Annotated in this window: 22 protein-coding genes and 2 pseudogenes; 8 read left to right on the top strand and 16 right to left on the bottom strand. The window is 69.8% G+C overall.

The genetic code is table 11. From position 1 onward, the window contains the following. Positions 1–96 precede the first annotated feature (96 nt). Positions 97–582 carry a GtrA family protein gene (locus IG99_RS18055; RefSeq protein ID WP_037675141.1) on the top strand — a complete coding sequence of 162 codons (486 nt, stop codon included), beginning with the start codon at positions 97–99 and terminating at the stop codon, positions 580–582. A gap of 33 nt (positions 583–615) precedes the next feature. Here IG99_RS18055 and IG99_RS18050 read toward each other — a convergent pair whose 3' ends face one another. From IG99_RS18050 to IG99_RS18030, 5 genes are all read right to left on the bottom strand, one after another. Then, positions 616–1317: a hypothetical protein gene (locus IG99_RS18050; protein WP_158973197.1), complete on the bottom strand. Its 702-nt coding sequence runs from the start codon at positions 1315–1317 to the stop codon at positions 616–618. A gap of 81 nt (positions 1318–1398) precedes the next feature. After that, complete coding sequence (locus IG99_RS18045; RefSeq protein WP_037675138.1) at positions 1399–1605, bottom strand: twin-arginine translocase TatA/TatE family subunit; 207 nt, start codon at positions 1603–1605, stop codon at positions 1399–1401. A 64-nt stretch (positions 1606–1669) separates the two neighbouring features. Beyond that, the gene (locus tag IG99_RS18040; RefSeq protein ID WP_037675136.1) at positions 1670–2251 is read right to left on the bottom strand and encodes a hypothetical protein; all 582 of its coding nucleotides are present in this window, start codon (positions 2249–2251) and stop codon (positions 1670–1672) included. 188 nt (positions 2252–2439) lie between these two features. Further along, positions 2440–3285 (bottom strand): hypothetical protein, encoded by an 846-nt coding sequence (locus IG99_RS18035; RefSeq protein ID WP_037675133.1) that lies wholly within the window; start codon positions 3283–3285, stop codon positions 2440–2442. A gap of 223 nt (positions 3286–3508) precedes the next feature. Next, complete coding sequence (locus IG99_RS18030; RefSeq protein ID WP_037675131.1) at positions 3509–4087, bottom strand: TetR/AcrR family transcriptional regulator; 579 nt, start codon at positions 4085–4087, stop codon at positions 3509–3511. A 92-nt stretch (positions 4088–4179) separates the two neighbouring features. Between IG99_RS18030 and IG99_RS18025 the strand changes: the two genes are divergently transcribed. Beyond that, on the top strand, positions 4180–4626 hold the full coding sequence (locus IG99_RS18025; protein WP_037675129.1) for an anthrone oxygenase family protein: 447 nt from the start codon (positions 4180–4182) through the stop codon (positions 4624–4626). Positions 4627–4641: 15 nt separating this feature from the next. Next, positions 4642–5067 (top strand): DUF4267 domain-containing protein, encoded by a 426-nt coding sequence (locus tag IG99_RS18020; RefSeq protein ID WP_037675126.1) that lies wholly within the window; start codon positions 4642–4644, stop codon positions 5065–5067. Between the two features lie 5 nt (positions 5068–5072). Here IG99_RS18020 and IG99_RS18015 read toward each other — a convergent pair whose 3' ends face one another. From IG99_RS18015 to IG99_RS18005, 3 genes are all read right to left on the bottom strand, one after another. After that, the gene (locus tag IG99_RS18015; RefSeq protein WP_037675124.1) at positions 5073–5621 is read right to left on the bottom strand and encodes a CGNR zinc finger domain-containing protein; all 549 of its coding nucleotides are present in this window, start codon (positions 5619–5621) and stop codon (positions 5073–5075) included. Positions 5622–5665: 44 nt separating this feature from the next. After that, positions 5666–5860 (bottom strand): hypothetical protein, encoded by a 195-nt coding sequence (locus IG99_RS18010; protein ID WP_037675121.1) that lies wholly within the window; start codon positions 5858–5860, stop codon positions 5666–5668. A 68-nt stretch (positions 5861–5928) separates the two neighbouring features. After that, positions 5929–6963 (bottom strand): alpha/beta fold hydrolase, encoded by a 1035-nt coding sequence (locus tag IG99_RS18005; RefSeq protein ID WP_037675119.1) that lies wholly within the window; start codon positions 6961–6963, stop codon positions 5929–5931. 403 nt (positions 6964–7366) lie between these two features. On the opposite strand from IG99_RS18005, the pseudogene IG99_RS50345 reads away from it, so the two are divergent. After that, positions 7367–8248 (top strand): annotated as a pseudogene (locus IG99_RS50345) (glycoside hydrolase family 97 N-terminal domain-containing protein); the annotation flags it as partial. A 262-nt stretch (positions 8249–8510) separates the two neighbouring features. Continuing rightward, the gene (locus IG99_RS50340) at positions 8511–9134 is read left to right on the top strand and encodes a glycoside hydrolase family 97 C-terminal domain-containing protein (protein WP_234311876.1); all 624 of its coding nucleotides are present in this window, start codon (positions 8511–8513) and stop codon (positions 9132–9134) included. A 73-nt stretch (positions 9135–9207) separates the two neighbouring features. On the opposite strand, the gene IG99_RS17995 is transcribed toward IG99_RS50340, so the two are convergent. The 7 genes from IG99_RS17995 to IG99_RS17965 form a co-directional block, all read right to left on the bottom strand. Continuing rightward, the gene (locus IG99_RS17995) at positions 9208–10410 is read right to left on the bottom strand and encodes an acyl-CoA dehydrogenase family protein (RefSeq protein WP_037675117.1); all 1203 of its coding nucleotides are present in this window, start codon (positions 10408–10410) and stop codon (positions 9208–9210) included. Position 10411: 1 nt separating this feature from the next. Next, positions 10412–11362 carry a 3-hydroxyacyl-CoA dehydrogenase NAD-binding domain-containing protein gene (locus tag IG99_RS17990; protein ID WP_037675115.1) on the bottom strand — a complete coding sequence of 317 codons (951 nt, stop codon included), beginning with the start codon at positions 11360–11362 and terminating at the stop codon, positions 10412–10414. Then, positions 11359–12105: an acetoacetate decarboxylase gene (locus IG99_RS17985; protein ID WP_037675113.1), complete on the bottom strand. Its 747-nt coding sequence runs from the start codon at positions 12103–12105 to the stop codon at positions 11359–11361. Before IG99_RS17985 ends, IG99_RS17990 begins: the two co-directional genes overlap by 4 nt. 7 nt (positions 12106–12112) lie before the next feature. Then, the gene (locus IG99_RS17980) at positions 12113–12889 is read right to left on the bottom strand and encodes a crotonase/enoyl-CoA hydratase family protein (RefSeq protein ID WP_037675111.1); all 777 of its coding nucleotides are present in this window, start codon (positions 12887–12889) and stop codon (positions 12113–12115) included. A gap of 49 nt (positions 12890–12938) precedes the next feature. After that, positions 12939–14108 (bottom strand): CaiB/BaiF CoA transferase family protein, encoded by a 1170-nt coding sequence (locus IG99_RS17975; RefSeq protein ID WP_037675109.1) that lies wholly within the window; start codon positions 14106–14108, stop codon positions 12939–12941. A gap of 143 nt (positions 14109–14251) precedes the next feature. Next, entirely contained in the window at positions 14252–15163 is a 912-nt protein-coding gene (locus tag IG99_RS17970) for a LysR family transcriptional regulator (protein ID WP_037675226.1), read from the bottom strand. 32 nt (positions 15164–15195) lie between these two features. Then, positions 15196–16077: a polysaccharide deacetylase family protein gene (locus tag IG99_RS17965; RefSeq protein WP_394298031.1), complete on the bottom strand. Its 882-nt coding sequence runs from the start codon at positions 16075–16077 to the stop codon at positions 15196–15198. A gap of 145 nt (positions 16078–16222) precedes the next feature. Between IG99_RS17965 and IG99_RS17960 the strand changes: the two genes are divergently transcribed. Continuing rightward, positions 16223–16549 (top strand): hypothetical protein, encoded by a 327-nt coding sequence (locus IG99_RS17960; RefSeq protein ID WP_037675106.1) that lies wholly within the window; start codon positions 16223–16225, stop codon positions 16547–16549. Positions 16550–16569: 20 nt separating this feature from the next. Here IG99_RS17960 and IG99_RS50335 read toward each other — a convergent pair. Further along, positions 16570–16668 (bottom strand): annotated as a pseudogene (locus IG99_RS50335) (DNA-binding response regulator); the annotation flags it as partial. Positions 16669–16875: 207 nt separating this feature from the next. Here IG99_RS50335 and IG99_RS17955 point away from each other — a divergent pair. Then, positions 16876–17370, top strand: coding sequence for a GNAT family N-acetyltransferase (locus IG99_RS17955; protein ID WP_037675105.1), 495 nt, complete (start codon positions 16876–16878; stop codon positions 17368–17370). Positions 17371–17643: 273 nt separating this feature from the next. Continuing rightward, positions 17644–18735: a glycoside hydrolase family 97 N-terminal domain-containing protein gene (locus tag IG99_RS50330; RefSeq protein WP_234311875.1), complete on the top strand. Its 1092-nt coding sequence runs from the start codon at positions 17644–17646 to the stop codon at positions 18733–18735. Positions 18736–18739 lie beyond the last annotated feature (4 nt).

Genomic DNA, 18739 nt, shown 5'->3' with positions numbered 1-18739 from the left:
CACCGACGCCGGCCTGCACATCCACGCCACCACCGCCTACGGCGACATCACCGCCCACAGCCTGTGACCGAACCCCGCCACCGAAGGAGACCCCGCATGCAGTCGCCGCTCGCACAGGAGCCCGAGACGGCGACTCCGACCGCCCCTGGCCCCGTCGCCTCCTTCATACCGTTCGTGGTCCTGGGAGGCGGCGTCGGCGTCCTCGCCGGCTTCGCGGTCCCGCTGTTGGGCGGGATGGTGCCCTGGGCGGTCGCGAACGCGATCATCACCGTCGCCTCCACCCTGCTGTGCACCGAACTCCACGCCCGCTGCACGTTCCGCCGGGGGCGCGGCGCCGGATGGCGCGAGCACTGTCAGTCCGCGGGCGCGGCCACCGCCGCCTATGCGCTGACCAGCGTCGCCGTGTCCGTCCTGCACGTGGTGCAGCCCTCGCCGAGCATGCTGACCGAGCAGATCGTCTACCTCGGCGCCTCCGGCCTCGCCGGCACGGGCCGCTTCATCGTCCTGCGGCTCTACGTCTTCACCACCCGCCCTGAGAAGCAACCGGGGACCACGGCCGCCCCCGTCATGCTCGCGGCATAGGGCGGCACCGGCCTTGACCTGAGAAGTCGGGGCTCAGCGGCCCGGTGCTCCCGGGATACCGGTGCCCGCGAGGAGGCAGGCCGCCGCGTAGCCGATCAGGGCGGGCAGCCAGAACGACCCCATCAGCATCCAGAACGCCCAGAATCTGTGCGCCCCCTCGGGGATGCGGGAGCCCGGCTCCAGACCGAGACCGGTGCGGGCGTGACGGGTCGCCACGATCGCTGGACCAGGACGTGATTCCGCACGCCGGACGGCCTGACGCACCTGCGTGCTGACCGGCGGTTCGTTGTCGACGCTGAGCCGGACCCCGTTCTCGTCCCGCATGTGCAACTCGTCGACGTGGCCGCCGTAGCGGTCGATCGCGGTGTAGCGGCGCACGCCGACCAGACTGTCCAGACGAAGTGTGCGCACTCCCGTCAGCGTCCTGGCGGAGACGAGGTACAGACCGTTCTGGACGACCATGGACGGCCGGCCCGAGGAACCGAGCCAGATCGAGATCAGCACGGGACCGGCGACGGCACCGGCCAGCGCCGGGATCCCCGTGTACGTGCCCTTGAGCACATGACTTCGGATCAGCCCCGCGTCGACGAGCACGGTCGCCACCCACAGGGACGACACGACCCACAGCCCTCGCAGCATCCACCGCCGGGCGTACGACGCCTTCACGGGACGCGGGGCCCCTCGGGCGCCGAGCCGCCACCGGGTGTCCGCATTGCCACGATCCCGCCCCTCCATGGGCCGACCATATGCCCGGACAATTCCCCATTCCGTTTTCATGGCCCGACCGTTGGCACATCATGACCTTGGCGTCGAGGATCAGGAACCCGCGGGCGAATCGTCACGCCGGACGACCGAGCCCTGGACGACTCGTCCAGGGGCGTCCTGATCCCTGAGGGCCCTCGCCTCACTCTTGAAGATCCGGGTCGCCTTGCCCGCCGAACGCGTCAGCTCGGGCAGCCTCTTGATACCGAGGATCACCACGACGACCAGGAGGATCAAGGCCAGCTCGCTCAAGCCGAACATCGGGTCTGCTCTCTTCCGGTCCCTGTCTACAGTGCGGTGGAAGTCTCTCCCGCGAGCCGATCAGTCAACAAGCCCTCTGCGCCTTGTGACGTTTCCAGTAGGCGACGGTCAGCACGGCCAGCAGGGGACCCCACAGGAGCAGCGGCGCGTAACAGACGTAGAACCAGGCGGTCTCCCAGCCGCCCGCCTGACCGGGCGAGTCGGCGGGCAGGTCGTCGCCACGGATCGTGGTGCCCGTCATCTCGGTGACGAGGGTCAGGAGGGTACCGAGCGTGAGGATCGCGGCGGCGCAGGCGGCCGAGACGACCGTCGCTCCCGTCGGGACACGGCGGCCCCGCAGGAACGGTGTCCAGCGCGGGAACACCTCTCCCCAACCGGCGATCAGCCCGATCGCCGTGAACGCCAGGGCTTCGGAGAGGACCGAGAGCAGCACGACGTACGCCTGCTCGCCGAGCCCGACTCCCTTGTCGAACACGGCGGGCAGTCGCCAGATGCTGGACGGCAGAACGGTCAACGGCACGGCACAGGCAACGAGCCGCATCCGACGCGACACCCCGGAAGCGGGCCTGTGCGCCGCCCGCCACGCGGCACGGAGTCGCCCCGGACGAACTGTTGTGGGGCCTTCGAGGTGAGGGAGCGGCAGCATGCGCGGTCCTCGTTCCGGTGAAATGGTCATCGGCCTGTTCACTCATGAGCGTCGCAGCCACAGCAGCCACCGAGGATCGCCCCACGGACCGAACCCGGCTCCACCGTCAGGCGGAGGGAGCATGCGACCAGCTCTGCCTACCTGGTCCACCGCCTGGCCGGTCGGCGCGCTCCGGGCAGCTGATCAGGTCAGGGGAGTTCGAAGAGTTGGAGCACGCCGCCGAGGGAGAAGCACGATGCTCCGGTGAGGGTGGCCCAGTTGGCGATGTCGGCGTTGATGAGACTGCCGGTGGCGGGGCGGGTGTAGGCGGCGAGGGCCGAGATCATGAACAGGACGGAGCCGAGCTGGTTCACGGCGACGATCCACCAGCCGAGGCTGCGGCGGTGGAGGCAGGGCCACCGGCGGTGGCAGATCTCGACGAACCCCAGGTGACCGGAGACCAGGAAGAGCGCGCAGCCGATCACATCGGGGGCCCAGACCAGCCGGTTGGTCTGCTGGACGGTCAGCCCCTGGAGGAAGGAGTCCAGCAGGTCGACGGCGAACACGAGGGTGCCGGCGAACAGGACGAACACGCTCAGCCAGTCCACCCGCGCCGGCTCGTAGCTCCACCAGCGCCAGTCCTGGGTGACCAGTCGGCCTTCGCCACCGGGCACATGGCGGGGCGCGTTGACGACCTGGAGCAGTGAGACGTAGCCGCCGGTGTTGAAGAAGAGGCCGCCGGCGAAGTAGATGGAGGCGCAGGTCGTGGCGTCGCCGGAGCCGAACTGGGCGACACCGGCGCCGTCCGCGAAGAGGGCCCCGCCGATGACGAAGGCGGTCGCGGCGATGGCGTTGAGCCCACGCAGGCGGCGGAGGGCGACATCGTCGGCGCTGGTGTGCCGTCCGGCCGCCGCGCCGGGCGGCCGGACGGCGATGATGCCGCGCCGCCGGGCGAGCCGCGACTCCCACACGGCCGTGCCTCCGCCGGGGAGGTGCCAGGTGAGCCGGGTGGTGAAGGGTCCCGCGCCCTCGGCGCGCTGCTCGGCGGATCTCATGCGGATGGGATGGCGGCGATGCCGCCCTCCTCCTCGGACTGATCGGGGGACGCTGGGTGACGGCGGACGCGGCACGTCCGCCCTCCGCGTCGACTCTGCCAGAGCGAACTGCACACAACGGTCATTTCACCGGCGTTTCAGACCGGAAGCGATGCCGTGGGCAGGCGGCGGGGCCCGAGGGCCTCGGCCGCGTGCCTGTCGGACGACGGGTCAGGACGACGGGTCAGACGATGGCGAGCCGGTCCACCAGGAGTTCCACCCTCTGCTCGGCGTACTCCGGCGGCTGCCGTCCCGCCCGGACCAGGGTCGCGACACCGTGCAGGGACGCCCAGAACACCTCGGTGAACAGACCCGGGTCGATGCCTTCCCCGGCGACCTCGCCGAGGCTCTCCAGCAGGGCGGCGAACGCGTCCTTCAAAGGCTCCGGAGTGTCCTCCTGCGCGAAGGCCAGACCGCCGTCGAGCTGGAACATGGCGTCGTAGACCGCCGGGTTGCGCGCGGCGAAGTCGAGGTAGGCGCGAGCGAGGGCGGCGACCCGCTCGCGCGGGCCGTTCGCCGCGCGGGTCGCGGCCCGTACCGCGGCGGCCAGTTCGGCGGCGCCTTCCAGGGCGACGGCGCCGATGATCTCGCGTTTGCCGCGGAAGTGGCTGTAGAGGACGGGCTGGCTGTACTCGATGCGCTCGGCCAGCCGACGGGTGGTGACCGCGTCCCAGCCCTGCTGCTCGGCGAGTTCGCGAGCCGTCGCCAAGATGAGGCGCTCGCGCTCCGCCCGTTCGCGCTCCTTGCGTTCCTGTACCGACATGATTCGAATCCTAGCACCGCTAGACAATCAAGCGGCAGTAGTACTAGCGTTGACTCATCATCTAGCGCCGCTAGATACCAGGAGGGGTCATCATGCTCAACGCACTTGAGGTCTTCACCACCGTGGTCGTCGGCCTGATGGTGGGGGTGGAGTTCTCCGTCGCCTTCGTCATCAACCGGATCCTCAACGCCCTCCCGGAGGACAGCGACCAACTCGGCCGCGCCTACGGGGGCCGGATGCTCGGCGCCGTGATGCCGGTCTGGTACATCGGCTCACTCGTCCTCGTCTGCATCTGGGCTGCCGCCAGGTGGCACCACCACGGCACCGGCCTCGTCGTGACCGCCGGCGCGCTGCTGATCCTCAGCGTGATCATGTCGCTTCTGCTGCTGGTCCCGATCAACAACCAGGGCAAGACATGGACCCCTGACAACCGGCCGGCCGACTGGAAGGAGCAGATGAACCGCTGGGACCGCTACCACTACGCCCGCGTCGCCGTCCTCATCGCCGCCTTCACCCTGCTGGTCGCCGCCCTCGCCTGAGCCCGGAGAAGAACGATGTCACTGAAGAAGATCAACACCGCCCTGACCGCCGCCTTCATCCTCTTCATCCTCTGGTTCGGCACGGACTTCATCGTGAGCCCGGAGACGACGGCGCCGGGCTTCGGCCTGCCGAGCCGGCCGTCCGGCGACGGCGACGGCTTCCTGATCATCAAGGGGATCCGCGACGTCGTCCTGGCCCTGGTCCTGGGCATCCTGCTGGTGACGGGCCACCGCCGGGCGCTGGGCTGGGTGCTGCTGGTGGAGGCCCTCGCCGCGTACGGCGACATGGCCACCGTTCTGGCCCACCACGGCTCCGTGGCCACCGCGCTCGGCGTCCACTGCCTGACCGCGACACTGATGGTGGGCAACGGCCTGCTGATCATGCGCGAGACCCGCAAGGCCGCGGCCGCTCCGGCAACGCCCGCCCCGCAGCCCGCCTGACGCCTCTACAGCTCGGTCTTCTTGCGGGCCCGGTACGCGGCCGCCTTGATCCTGTTGCCGCAGGACTCCATCCCGCACCACTGTCGGCGCATGCCCCGTGAGCGGTCGATGTAGGTGCGGGTGCACTCCGGGTTCCCGCACTCCTTGAGCAGGGGCACGTCCGGTCCGCTCAGGAGCTCGATGGCGTGGCGGGCCACCATCGAGAGGGCCTCTTCCGGCGTCGCCTGCGTCCACCGGCCCGCCGGAGTGAGCTGCGGTACCGGCGGCGACTTGCGCGCCGCGTTGTTCACCACCGTCAGCGCCGCCCCGTCGAACTCCTCCCCGAGCCGACGCGCGGTGACCAGCCGGTAGACGGCTTCCCGCACGGTCCTCGCCTGCTCCACGTCGGCCTCCCGACCGGGCGAGACCGCGTCGACGATGCCTGACTCCACGTACCATGCGTTCAGCCTGTCCGGCGTCACGAACATCTCGAAACGTGCCGATCGGCGTGCGCGGAGCGTGGCCGCGAAGTCGAGCGCCGGGTCGCCGCACACGAAGACATGATCGAGGTTCATGTCACCATTCTGACCGGTGACCGAGATACGGGCAAGATTCCGACTCAGAGGCCCAGGTCTGCGGCGAGACAGGCGAAGGACCTCCACGATGCCTCGGGGTCGTGGGCGTACCGCGTCGGATCGTTCGGCACAGCCCTCTTCTCTTCCACCAGTTCGTCGTGGCCGACCCGGTCGGGCAGCCTGCCGTACCGCGCCCGCCGTGCCACCGCCGCGTCGTCCGTGCCTTGCCGGCTTTCCATGGCCGTACTCCGTTCCGTCTCGGGATTCCGGGTAAGAACAGTCACCTACCGAGCAGGTGACAAAGCGGTCAGAAGTGGTCCACGTCGACGACCGCCCGGGCGAACGCCCCCGGTGCCTCCTGGGGCACGTTGTGGCCGGTCCCCGGCAGGGTCCGGTGCTCGTAGCCGCCCGTGAACCTGTCCCGGTACGAACCGCCGTCGCCCGGTGGGGTGAAGGGGTCCCGTTCCGCGTCGAGGGTGATGGTGGGGACCTCGATGACCGGCCGTGCGGCAAGCCGCTTCTCGAGCCCGTCATAGCGGCGCTCCCCGTCGGCCAGGCTCAGGCGCCAGCGGTAGTTGTGGAGAACGACGGCCGCGTAGTCGGGGTTGTCGAAGGCCGCCGCCGTACGCTCGAAGGTGGCGTCGTCGAAGTCCCACGTCGGGGAGACGGTGTCCCAGACGAGCCTGGTCAGGTCGTGGCGCAGGGTCTTGTCCTCCATGGCGAGCCGGCCCCGCTCGGTGGCGAAGTAGTACTGGTACCACCACGCGTGTTCGGCCTGGGGCGCCAGCGGCTTCAGGTTGGCCTCCAGGTTGGTGATGAGGTAGCCGCTCACCGACACGAGCGCCTTGCAGCGTTCGGGCCACAGCGCGGCGATGATGTCGGCGGTCCGCGATCCCCAGTCGAAGCCGGCGAGCACTGCCTTCTCGATCTTCAGGGCGTCCATCAGGGAGATGATGTCGAGGGCGATCGCCGACTGCTGCGCGTTCCGGAACGTCCGCTCGGACAGGAAGCGTGTCGTGCCGTGGCCGCGCAGATACGGGACGATCACGCGGTACCCCTCCTCGGCCAGCAGCGGGGCGACGTCCACATAGCTGTGGATGTCGTACGGCCAGCCGTGCAGGCAGATGACCACGGGACCGCGGGCGGGGCCCAGTTCGGCGTAGCCGACGTTCAGCAGGCCGGCCCTGATCTGCTTCAGCTGTGGAAAACCGGTGTATTGCGCGCCTGGGACGACCTCGGCGACAGGCGAAGCCGCGGACGCGGTCCGCACACCGGTCAGTGAGGCGACCGCCGCACCCGCACCCAACCCCAGGGCCTTTCCGAAGCCACGCCTGTCGATCATGTGAATCCCCTCCGTGCGTTCACGTGCACCGGCCGTCCGTCGATTGACTGTCGCATGGCGCGCGTCACCGGTCAAGACGGTGACAGAGCTTCGACGGTCCACCATCTCAACCTTCTTGAGGGGTGACCGGCGAAAACTGCAAGCATTACATCACCGCTTAAACAGGTGACGAAGAACTGAAAGTGCAGTCAGGGCAGTCAGCCGCACCGCCGTCGTGCGTGTCGGCGGAGAGGGTCGCAACGGCGGTCGCGCGTAACAGTCAAGTGACCTTCCGGCCAACTCGTTGACTCACAACCGGACCACATCTACAACTTCTCCAACACCAACAAACGTTTACTACCGACAGGTTTTGTTTGAAGGTGTGGTCCGTTGTCGTACCGTCCTCGAGGAAGAGGGTCCGCTCATGATGGGAAGTGCCGGCGAGGAGGAAGAATCCTCCTCGGGTGGAGCCGGGCAGCCGACGGGTGTCTCCCGCAGAGGGATACTCAAGGGCGTGATCGTCACCGCCGGGATGGCGGCGGCGGGCATCGCGGCCGCGCGCCCCGCCTACGCGGCGGACGCCTCGGTCCGGGCGACCTCGCCCGACGGCCGGACGTCCGTCACCCTGTCGGTGGTGAGCGGAGCACTCCAGTGGTCCGTGCTGCGCGGCGGCAGCACCGTGATCGCCACCTCACCCCTCGGGCTCAAGCTGAGCAACGGGACCACCCTCGGCAACAACGTCACGGTGACCCTGAACCAGCACTGGACGGTCAACACCACGTGGAACCCGGCCTACGGACGCAACACGACCATCACGGACAACTACCAGGAACAGCGCTGGAACCTCCAGGACAACGCCTCCGGAGTCCACTTCAGCGTCCAGGCCCGCGCCTACAACGCCGGTGTCGCCCTGCGCTACGTCCTGCTCGACAAGGGCACCGCCACCATCTCCGACGAGCTCACCACGTTCGTCTTCCCCGACAACACCCTCGTCTACAGCGCCCGCGACGAGAACGACTACAACCCGGTCGCCCCGGGCTCCATCCCCGTCACCGGCACCTCCAGCACGGACAACGGCCCCCTCACCGACCTCCCGCTGACCGCCACCCTCGCCAGTGGTGTCATCGCCTGCATCTGTGAGTCGTCCCGCGTCAACTTCCCCCGGCTGATGCTCAGTTCGGTCAGCGGGCAGCCCAACGCCCTCACCACCTTCCTGATGGAGCACACCGCCCGCGGCAGCGGCCCGGTCGCGACGACCTCCACCGTCACCACCCCGTTCGCCACCCCCTGGCGCGCGGTGGTCATCGGCTCCACCCACGCGGAGCTGGTCGACAACGCCGAGCTCGTGCTCAACCTGGCCCCGCCCAGCGCCCTCGCCGACACCTCCTGGATCAAGCCCGGCAAGGTCTTCCGCTGCGAACTCACCACCGCCGCCGGACTCGCGGGCGTCGACTTCGCCGTGGCCCGCGGCCTGCAGTACATCGAGTACGACGCCGGCTGGTACGGCCCCGAGTTCTCCACCCCCGACGCGACGAAGCCGATCGCCGCCATACCAGCTGCTGATCGACATGCACGACGACGTCCGGCCGTTCGGCTACGAGCGCACCTACCCGAACTGGATCAGCCTCGAAGGCGTCCGCGGCAACGAGAACTTCCCCACCGCCACGCACAACGTGACCCTGCCCTTCGCCCGCAACATCGGCGGCCCCCTCGACTACACCATCTGCTACGGGCAGTCGCGTGACAAGACGACCAACGTGCACCAGATGGCCATGGCCGCCGTCTACTACCAGCCGCTCAACTTCCTCTTCTGGTACGACAACAACCTGTCGAAGTACGCCAACACCGCCAACTGGCCCGGCCTCCCCTGGTTCAACGCCGTTCCCACCACCTGGGACGAGAGCCGCACCCTCACCGGGTCGATCGGCCAGTACGTGGCCGTCGCCCGGCGGAGCGGCTCCACCTGGTTCCTCGGCGCGATGACCAACGAGACGGCCCGGACCCTGTCGCTCCCGCTGTCCTTCCTGGGCAGCGGCACCTACACGGCGACGGTCTACGCCGACGGGGCTCCCGGAACCAGTCCGTACCAGACCCCCGTTGTCGTCAGCACCCAGTCGGTCACCGCGGCGACCACGCTGAGCGTGGCGATGGCACCCGCGGGCGGCCAGGCGGTCATCCTCAGGCCGAGCTGAGCCAGGTCACCGGGCATGACGACGAACCCCCAGGTCAACGACCTGGGGGTTGGTTCGCAGATGGGGCAGGGGCTCACACGAAGGCACTCTGACCGGTGATCGACTTGCCCACGATCAGGGTGTTCATCTCGCGCGTGCCCTCGAAGGAGTAGATCGCCTCGGCGTCGGCGAAGAACCGGGCGATGTCGTGGTCCAGGAGGATGCCGTTGCCGCCGAAGATCTCCCGGCTCCAGCCGACGACCTCCCGCATCCGCGAGGTGACGAACGCCTTGGCCAGGGCGGAGTGTTCGTCACGGAAGACGCCGGCGTCCTGCAGCCGGGCGAGCTGCACCAGCATGCCCCAGGAGGCGGTGATGTTGCCCAGGCTCTTGACCAGCAGGTCCTGCACCAGCTGGAAGCCGCCGATCGGACGGCCGAACTGGCTGCGCTCCCGGGCGTAGTCCAGGGCCAGTTCGTAGGCGCCGACCATGACGCCCAGCGCCTGCCAGGCCACCCCGCCGCGGGTGGCGCGCAGGATCTCCGCGACGTCGCGGAAGGAGTTGATGTTCTGCAGGCGGTCGGCTTCCGGCACCCGGACGTCGGTCAGGGTGATTTCCGCGTTCTCCACGATCCGGAAGGCGATCTTGCCCTCGATCTTCGCGGGGCTGAAGCCGGGCGTGCCCTTCTCGACGACGAAGCCCTTGACGTGGTTGTCGTCGAGGTCGCGCGCCCACACCACGACGTAGTCGGCGAAGGTCGCGTTGCCGATCCACTTCTTGGCGCCGTTCAGGACCCAGGTGTCGCCCTCGCGCCGGGCGGTGGTGCGCATGCCGCCCGCGACGTCGGAGCCACCGAGCGGCTCGGTCATCGCGAACGCGCCGATCTTGTCCATCGCGGCCATCGCCGGCAGCCAGCGGTCGCGCTGCTCCTGGTCGCCGCCGGAGTGGATGGAGTACATCGCCAGACCGTTGTGGACGCCGAAGAAGGTCGACACCGAGGCGTCGGTGCGGGCCATCTCCATGGCCATCGTGCCGCTGAGCAGGTTGCTGACGGCGGGGCGGTGCTCGCCGTAGCCCTCGTAGGGGAGGCCGGCGAGGCCGCTCTCGCGGAAGAGGGTGATGAGCTCCTTCGGGAACCGGTCCTTGGCCCAGTTCTCGTTGACCAGCGGCTTGACCTCGTCGCGCATCAGGGAGCGGGCCTTGAGGAGGAGCTTGCGCTCGTCGTCCGGCAGCAGCGCCTCGTAGGTGTAGAAGTCCGCGACCAGCTGGTCCTGGAGAGGTTCGTACGTGGTGGTCATCTCAGTTCTCCTCCTTGTCCGCGCTGTCCAGGGCTGCCAGGACAGCGAGTTGCCTGCGGTCGCGCGTCTCGGTGAGTTCCGAGTACGTGGAGGAGCCGTAGGCCCTTTCCACGGCTTCGATGAGCCGTTCCTGTTGGTCTTCGTTCTGCGACGGGGTGCCGAGTCCCGCCCCCGTCTGCCGCATCGACTTGCCGATGTGCTCGACCAGGTGCCGGTAGCCGCCGGGTCCGCCGCCCAGGTGCGAGCCGAGGAACGGGCCTACGGTGGCCCAGCGCAGACCCAGCGAGTTGGTCATGACCTTGTCCAGGTCCTCGGGGGTCACGACACCCTCCTGGACGAGGTACACCGCCTCGCGGCTCAGCGCGTTCTGCAGGCGGTTGCCGACGAAGCCGGGGATCTCCTTGCGCTCGACGACCGGGCTGCGGCCGACCGAGGTGTAGAAGTCCACCGCGTCCCGCACGGCTTCCTCGCCGGTGCGTTCGCCGGGGACGACCTCGACGAGCGGGACCAGGTGCGGCGGGTTGAAGGGGTGGCCGATCAGGACCCGGGCGGCGGCCCCGTCCGGCAGTTCACGGGTGAACGCGCTGGACGGGATCGCCGACGAGGAGCTGAGCAGCAACGCGTGGGCGGGTGCCTCGCGGGCGAGGGTGGCGAACAGGTCCTGCTTGAAGTCCGTCCGCTCGGGGCCGTTCTCCTGGACGACGTCCGCGTCCCGGACCGCTTCGGTGACACCGGCGGCGATGTGCACGCGGTCGGCGAGGCCGGTGACGTCCAGGCCGCGGGCGGCCAGGTGCGGCGCGTACTGGGCCAGGGCCTCGTCCACGGCCTCGGCGAGGTCGGGGCGCGGGTCGGTCACCCGGACGGTCAGGCCGTGGGCGGCGAACAGGGCCGTCCAGGACAGTCCGATGGTCCCGGCGCCGATGACGGCGGCGGTACGGAAGGCGCGGGTCATGACGTAACCCCCTTCAGGTAGTCGTGGACCGGCTCGACGCCGTTCAGCGTCAGGTCGGTGAGGATGTGGCTCGCGGACACGACCTCCAGCACCGGCAGGTCGGCCAGCGGGGCGAGCACGTGCTGGAAGAGCTGGAGCCGGGCGGGGCCGGTCCAGGCGCCCTTGACGGTGACGTCGGTGATGCGGGTGCGGACGAGTTCCTGCACGCGCGGCAGACCGTCGTAGCCGGGGACGGTCTTGAGCATGAAGGTCGGCACGGTGATCTGTGCCTCGGCCTCGGCCCGGTCCAGCTCGTGGTGCTTGTAGCCCATGGTCGCGGTGGCGACCCGCAGCGAACCGTGGTCGAGGGTGCCGACGAGCGCGCCGGAGTCCACGTGGAGCGCCGGGGAGCCGATGACCTTCGGGTAGGCGGAGACCTCGCGGCCGGACGCGGTCGCCGGGAAGTTGTCGAGGTACATCGCGTGCAGGTACTCGCCCCGCTCGCCCTCGAAGCTGACGGGGATCGCCTGGCCGGCCTCCGTGTAGGGGCCGTAGCCGCTGACGTCGCCCATCTTCATGACCTCGAACCGGACCAGCGGCTCGTCGATCCGCAGGGGCTCGGGGACGACGGCCCGCAGGGCGTCGGGGTCGGTGCGGTAGACGACGTTGAGGTACTCGCGGTCGGTGAACCGAGGGACCATCGGCGCGTACGCGGGGCTGCTGAGCGGGGTGGTGACGTGCTGTCGTACGTCCTCGGCCTTCATGTCCGCCTCACCTCCCCGTCCACCGCGCGGGACGGCGCTCGGCGAAGGCGGTCATGCCCTCGCGTACGTCGGCGGAGGCCATCAGGGTCTTCATCTCCCCGCGCTGGAAGGCGAAGGCCTCCGCGTCGGGCGCTCCGTCGGCGGCGCGGACGACGCGCTTGACGGTCGCCAGCGCGAGCGGGGCGTTGACCGCGAGCCGTTCGGCCAGCCGGAGCGCCTCGGTCACGGCCTCACCGGTGGCGGTGACCCGGTTGGCGAGGCCCAGTTCACCGGCGCGACGGCCGTCGACGGGGTCGCCGGTCAGCAGGAGTTCCATGGCGAGGTGGTGGGGGATGCGCTTGGGCAGGCGGATCACGCCGCCGCCCGCGGCGATCAGGCCGCGCTTGACCTCGGGGAGTCCGAACCGGGCGTCCTCGGCCGCGACGATCAGGTCGCAGGCCAGGGCGAGTTCGAAGCCGCCGCCCATGGCGTAGCCCTCCACGGCGGCGATCAGCGGCTTGGCCGGCTCGGCCTCGGTCAGGCCGCCGAAGCCGCGGCCCTCGACCTCGGGCGACTCGCCGCGCAGGGCCGCCTTGAGGTCCATGCCGGCGCTGAACGTGCCGCCCTCGCCGGTCAGGACGCCGGCCCGCAGCTCGGGGTCGGCCTCCAACTCGTCGAGTGCGTCGGCCAGGGCGGTGGCGACGGCCGCGTCGACGGCGTTGCGGGCCTCGGGGCGGTCGAGGGTGATCAGCAGGGTGGAGCCGACGCGTTCGGTGCGTACTACGGGGGTTGCGGGCGTGCTCATGGTGGTTGTTCTCCTGTACTGGCTGTGCCGGCTGTGCCGGCTGTGCTGGTCAGCGGGCGGCGGCTTGGAGTTCGGCGAGGACGTCCTCGGTGTCCTGGCCCGCGACCGGTGCCAGGCGGCGGATCGAGCCGGGGGTGGCGGAGAAGCGCACCGGGATGCCGACGGTGCGGACGGTGCCCTCGGTCGGGTGCTCGACGGTGTCGAGGAGGTGGCCGTCACGGACGTACGGGTCCTCGTGGGCGCGGTCCAGTTCCAGCACCGGGGCCATCGGGATGCTGTGCTTGGCGCACACCTCCGCCCACTCCTCGGTGGTCAGCACCGGGGCGCACGCGTCGACCAGGGCGGCCAGGTCCTCGTGGTCGGCGCTGTCGATGGCCTCGCCGCCCACCCGCGGGTCCTCGGCCAGGTCCGGGCGTCCGGCGGCCGTGAAGAAGTCCCGGTAGTTCTGCGGGTTGTACGGAATGACGCAGGCCAGGCCGTCCTTGGTGCGCACCGCCTTGTGTCCCTTGAGCATCGACAGGGAGAAGCCGGTGGGGCCCGTCTCGGGCACGTGGGTGTGGCCCGCCAGGTGCTCGACCAGGTTGAAGGCGATCATCGTGTCCGTCATCGGGATCTCGACGAGCTGGCCCCGGCCGGTCCGGTCGCGGTGCAGCAGGGCGGCGAGGACGCTGTAGGCGATGGTCAGGGAGGAGACCTTGTCGCCGATGATGGTGGGCAGGTAGACGGGCTCGCCCAGCGCCCGGTCGGCGATGTCGACCAGGCCGGACGCGGCCTGCACGCTCTCGTCGTAGGCGGCGTTGCCGGCCCGGTCGGAGTCGCTGCGGAAGCCCTGGGCGTGCGCGTAGACGAGCCCGGGGTTGCGGGCGGCGATGTCGTCGTAGGACAGGCCGAGGCGGTGCAGTGCGCCGGGTCGCATGTTGGTGATCAGCACGTCGGCGGCGTCGATCAGCTTCAGCGCGTGCTCGCGCTGCGTGTCGTCCTTGAGGTCGAGGGCGACGCTGCGCTTGTTGCGGTTGACGTTGAGGTTCAGCGGCGTCATACCGGGCGTGGTGCGGTAGTGGCCCACGCGGACGGTGTCGGCGGGAGACTCGATCTTGATCACGTCGGCGCCGAGGTCGCCGAGGATCTGGGCCGCGTAGGGGCCCATCACCACGGTCGACAGGTCGATCACGCGCACGCCCTCCAGGGGGCCGGCGGCGGTGTCCGCGATTTCCGTCATCGCTTTTCCTTCCGTTCCTCACTCGGTCATGTATGTGTACCTAGAAACTAAGTTATCAAGGAGACGCCCGGAACGGAATGACCGAATAACGAAAAGCGGTATGACCGCAGTGGTCATACCGCTTTGTGAAGCGTCGGTGAAGCTTATGCGTGGAGCGGCTCGGCGAAGACCTCGCGAGCAGCGGCGACAAGTTCTTCCAGGTCACCGCCGTTCGCCCGGTCCTTGCGCCACAGCAGCCCGGTTTCCAGACGGGGTTGGAAATCCGAGAAAGGAAGGACGGCCACGTTACCGAGAAGGTAATTGTGCATGGGACTGCGTGAATCGAGCATGGAAATAGAGAATGCGAGACCGCCGGACACTATTTCGGAAACTCCGTCGAATGTGGCGCTGCCCAGTTCGATACGTTTCCTGATGCCGAGCTCGTACAGCTGCTGGTCGAGCCCGCGGAAGTACGCGTTGGTCACGGCCGAAGGGGAGCCCGCGTAGGCGAGTTCGGAGAGTTCCGCCAGGGCGACCGAATCCCGCCCCGCGAACCGGTCCCCGGGCACGACCGCGCCGAGCCGCTCCGACATCACCGGCAGTTGTTCCAGGGCGGGGTCGCCGCCGACCGGGAGCCGGGCCAGGGTCAGCGCCAGCCTGCCGTCGCAGACCGCGTCGACCAGACGCTCGGTACCGCCCGGCCAGCGTTTGATCTCGAACCGGTCGCCGACCCGCTCGGCCAGGGCGTCCATCCGTTCCCGCAGGTCCGGGTGGATGCCGCTGGGCACACCGAGCAGCACGGTGGTTCGCCGGGGCCGGGTCGCCTCGTCCAGCCGCCACCGGATGGAGTCGACCCGCTCCAGGACACCGCGCGCGATCGGGAGCAGCGCGCTGCCGGCCGGCGTGAGCTTCACGTGGTGGGTGTCGCGGTCGAACAGCCGGTGTCCGAGTTCCTGCTCGAGGTCCTTGATTCTCCGGCTCAGCGGGGACGCCGCCATGTGCAGCTTGCGGGCCGCGGTGGTGAAGTTGAGTTCTTGGGCAACGGCGACGAAATAGCGCAGGTGCAGGAGCTCCACGGCGCCCACCCTATCCGTGGGCCGGACCGCCCCTACAGGTAGTCCTCCAGGCGGGCGACGGTGAAGCCCTGTTGCTGGATGTGGCGCAGGAGGTTCGCCGTCATCCCCGTCATCGTCGTGCCCTTGAGCTCGGCGGGGCCGCGGAAGTGGGCCAGGATGATGTCGCCGGGGTGGAGCTTCTTGCCGGGTGACTGGTACTGCATGTTCTTGATCTGCATGGACTCGCGCCACAGCACGATCGCCTCGATACCGCAGGACGCCGCCGCCGCGCGGGTGTTCTCGTTCCAGTTGCCGTACGGCGGGCGGAACAGCCGCGGTGCGGTGCCGTATCGATCCTTCAGCTTGGTCTGCTGGCCGCAGATCTCCCGCTTCTGGGCGGACGCGTCCAGGGTGCGGAGGTTCGGGTGGGTCAGCGTGTGGTTCTGGACGCCGTCGCCGAGGGCCTGGAGCTTCTTGAAGTAGCCGTAGTCGGAACGGATGGCGGCGTCCGTCAGGAACATCGTGAAGGGGATCTTCAGCTCCCGCATCATCCTCACGAACTCCGGGTCCTTCTCCGCCCCGTCGTCGAAGGTGAGGAAGACGATCTTCTCCTTGGTGGGTATCTCGTTTATCACCGGCACCTGACCCGCGCCGGCCCGGAGCCGCACCGGCTTGGTGGCGGGCGGCGCGGGCGGGGCGGCCAGTGGTGTGAGGCCCCACTTGCGGTAGGCGGCCCCGACGTCCGCGCGTGGCGCCGCGTCACCACGGGTGGTCGGCGTGGCCGACGCGGAGCGGGACGGCGCGGCGGGACGCGCGTCCTTCGAGGAGTCGGCCGTGCAGCCCGTCGCGAGTCCCGCCGTGAGAAGGGCACAGGCCAGCGCCGCTCCCCTGATCCGCCTGTCCACCGTGTCGCCCCCAAGTCGTCCGTGCGGCACACCCGCCCACCTGCTTGATGTCGAACAGGCGTCCGGGGTTCCGCTCGCGACGAGGAGCGAGGAAGGAGAAGGGGAAAGGGACGGTCAGGATCTCGTGCCGGTGACCGAGAGGACGGCGCCGGGCCTCGCGTCCTGGTAGAACCACTTGGCGTGGCCGGCCGCCGGTGCCACCGCCGTCCCGGACCCGGGGCAGACGTTCTTCACGGCCGGGGCCGGCGGCGGGATCACCCGCCGGACCGTGTGGTCGACGGGGCTGGATTACCGGCTCGCCCTGACGGTCGTCCTCTTCGTCGACCGGCCCGGTAAGAAGAAGAACACGACCGTGCCCGCCCAGCTGCCGAACAAGCCGTCGCCGACCGACTTCGCGGAGGACACGGCGGCACGGATCTGGCAGCTGGCCACGGCGGGGGCGAACGGGTCCCCGACGCCGGTACCCGCCCCGGAGGCGGGCGAGGCGGCTCCCCAACGGTGAGGGAATCAGCGGGGCACCGGTCAGCCGGTGAGGCCCGCGTCCCTCGCCAGCAGCGCGGCCTGGACACGGTTGGTGACGTCCAGCGCGGTCAGGATGCGGCTGACGTGAACAGGCGCAGTGAACAGGCGCCCACGCCCGAACAGGCAACCACCCGTGAGAAGGATCCGAGAGCGACAAGGCGCCCACCCGCGAACAGGCGCCCACCCGCGAGAGCCGCCCGCCCGCGAACAGGCGCCCACCCGCGAGAGCCGCCCGCCCGTGAACAAGTTCCCGCCGGCGACAAAGCGTTGGCCGGGGAGGCTCGACGGCCGTTAGCCTCGCCGCTCATGACCTGGCTTCCCGCTGACTTCGTCCATCCCGTCCGCGTGCCCGTGGGCGGCGCACATCACCTGCGGCCCATCGCCGCCTCCGACACCGACCTCGACCATCCGGCCGTCATGGGCTCCCGCGATCGGCTTTGGTCGATCTACGGGGAGGCGTGGGGCTGGCCGCCCGCCACGATGACGTACGAACAGGACCGTGAGGACCTGGCGCACCACGAACGGGAGATCGAGGAGCACAAGTCCTTCAACTACGCCCTGTTCGACGACGCCGAAACGGCCCTGCTCGGCTGTGTGTACATCGACCCGCCGCAGAAGGCCGGCGCCGACGCCGAGATCTCCTGGTGGGTCGTGGACGAGCAGGTCGGCACCGACCTCGAACGGCAGCTGGACGCGCTCGTCCCCCGGTGGATCGCCGAGGTCTGGCCCTTCCGTACGCCCCGCGTCATCGGCCGCGACCTCTCCTGGAAGGAGTGGCTCGCCCTCCCTGACGCCGACTGACCCCGCGTAACAACCGGTTTCTAGCAGAAACGCTCCGCGGCGGGCCGCAGCGGCACGGTCGGCGCGCCGCGACCGCAACGGCGGGCAACGGGCCCCGACCCGGGGGCACTTCCCACCGACCGGCATAAACGCAGGTCATCGCCGCCTGAGCTCTCCACGATCCAAAGGTTTTACGGGCTTCCCGTGCCGCGCGTATTGACCGGCACTTCCCCGGCGCGTACGTTCCCCGGACAGTAAGCGGTTACTACCCGACTTCCGTACGGAGACTGCACCATGAGAACCGCAGGAGACCAGGAAGAGCCGGCGCTGTCCCGCCGGGGTGTGCTCAAGGGCGCGGCCGTGACCGCGGGGATGGCGGCGGGGCTCGGCTTCACACGGCCGGCGTTCGCGGCGGAGGCGAGGCCCCCGCAGAGCGTGACCGCGCGCATGGGCGGCAACGCCATCACCGTGTCGGTGGTCGAGGGCGCGCTGCGGTGGTCCGTCGCGCGGGGCGGCCGGACCGTGATCGACACCTCCACCCTGGGCCTCGGGCTGAGCGACGGGACCGTCCTCGGCGGTGACGTCACGGTGGCCGGGAGCCGGCTCCGCACGGTCCACAACACCTGGTCACCGGTGTACGGGCGCAACGCGACCGTCACCGACCACTACCAGGAGCAGTGCTGGACCCTCCGGGACACCGCCTCGGGCATCCGCTTCGGCGTCCAGATCCGCGCCTACCGGACCGGCGTCGCGCTGCGCTACGTCCTGCTCGACGAGGGCACCGCCACCCTCTCCGACGAGCTGACGACGTTCGTCTTCCCCGACGACACCACCGTCTACAGCGCCCGCGACGAGGACGCCTACAACCCGGTCGCCCCGGGCGCGATCCCCGTCACCGGCACCGCCGGCACGGACAACGGCCCCCTCACCGACCTCCCGCTGACCGCCTCCCTCCCGGGTGAGCTGATCGCCTGCGTCTGCGAGTCCTCCCGGGTCGGCTTCCCGCGCCTGATGCTCAGCTCGGTCCCCGGGGAGCCCAACACGCTCTCCGCCTTCCTGATGGAGCACACCGCCCGCGGCACCGGCCCGGTCGCGACGACCACTACGGTCACCACCCCGTTCGCGACGCCGTGGCGGGCGGTGGTCATCGGCGCCACTCACGCCGAGCTGGTCGACAACGCCGAGCTGGTGCTCAACCTGGCCCCGGCGAACGCCCTCGACGACACCTCGTGGATCAAGCCCGGCAAGGTCTTCCGCTGCGAACTCACCACCGACGCCGGCATCCAGGGCGTCGACTTCGCCGTGGCCCGTGGCCTGCAGTACATCGAGTACGACGCCGGCTGGTACGGCCCCGAGTTCTCCACCCCCGACGCTACCAGCTGCTGATCGA

Source organism: Streptomyces griseus subsp. griseus (assembly GCF_000720255.1).
In the GTDB taxonomy this organism is placed as follows: Bacteria; Actinomycetota; Actinomycetes; order Streptomycetales; family Streptomycetaceae; genus Streptomyces; species Streptomyces griseus_I.
The sequence above is the reverse complement of the archived record's forward strand: the minus strand, read 5'-3'. Positions and strand labels throughout refer to the sequence as shown.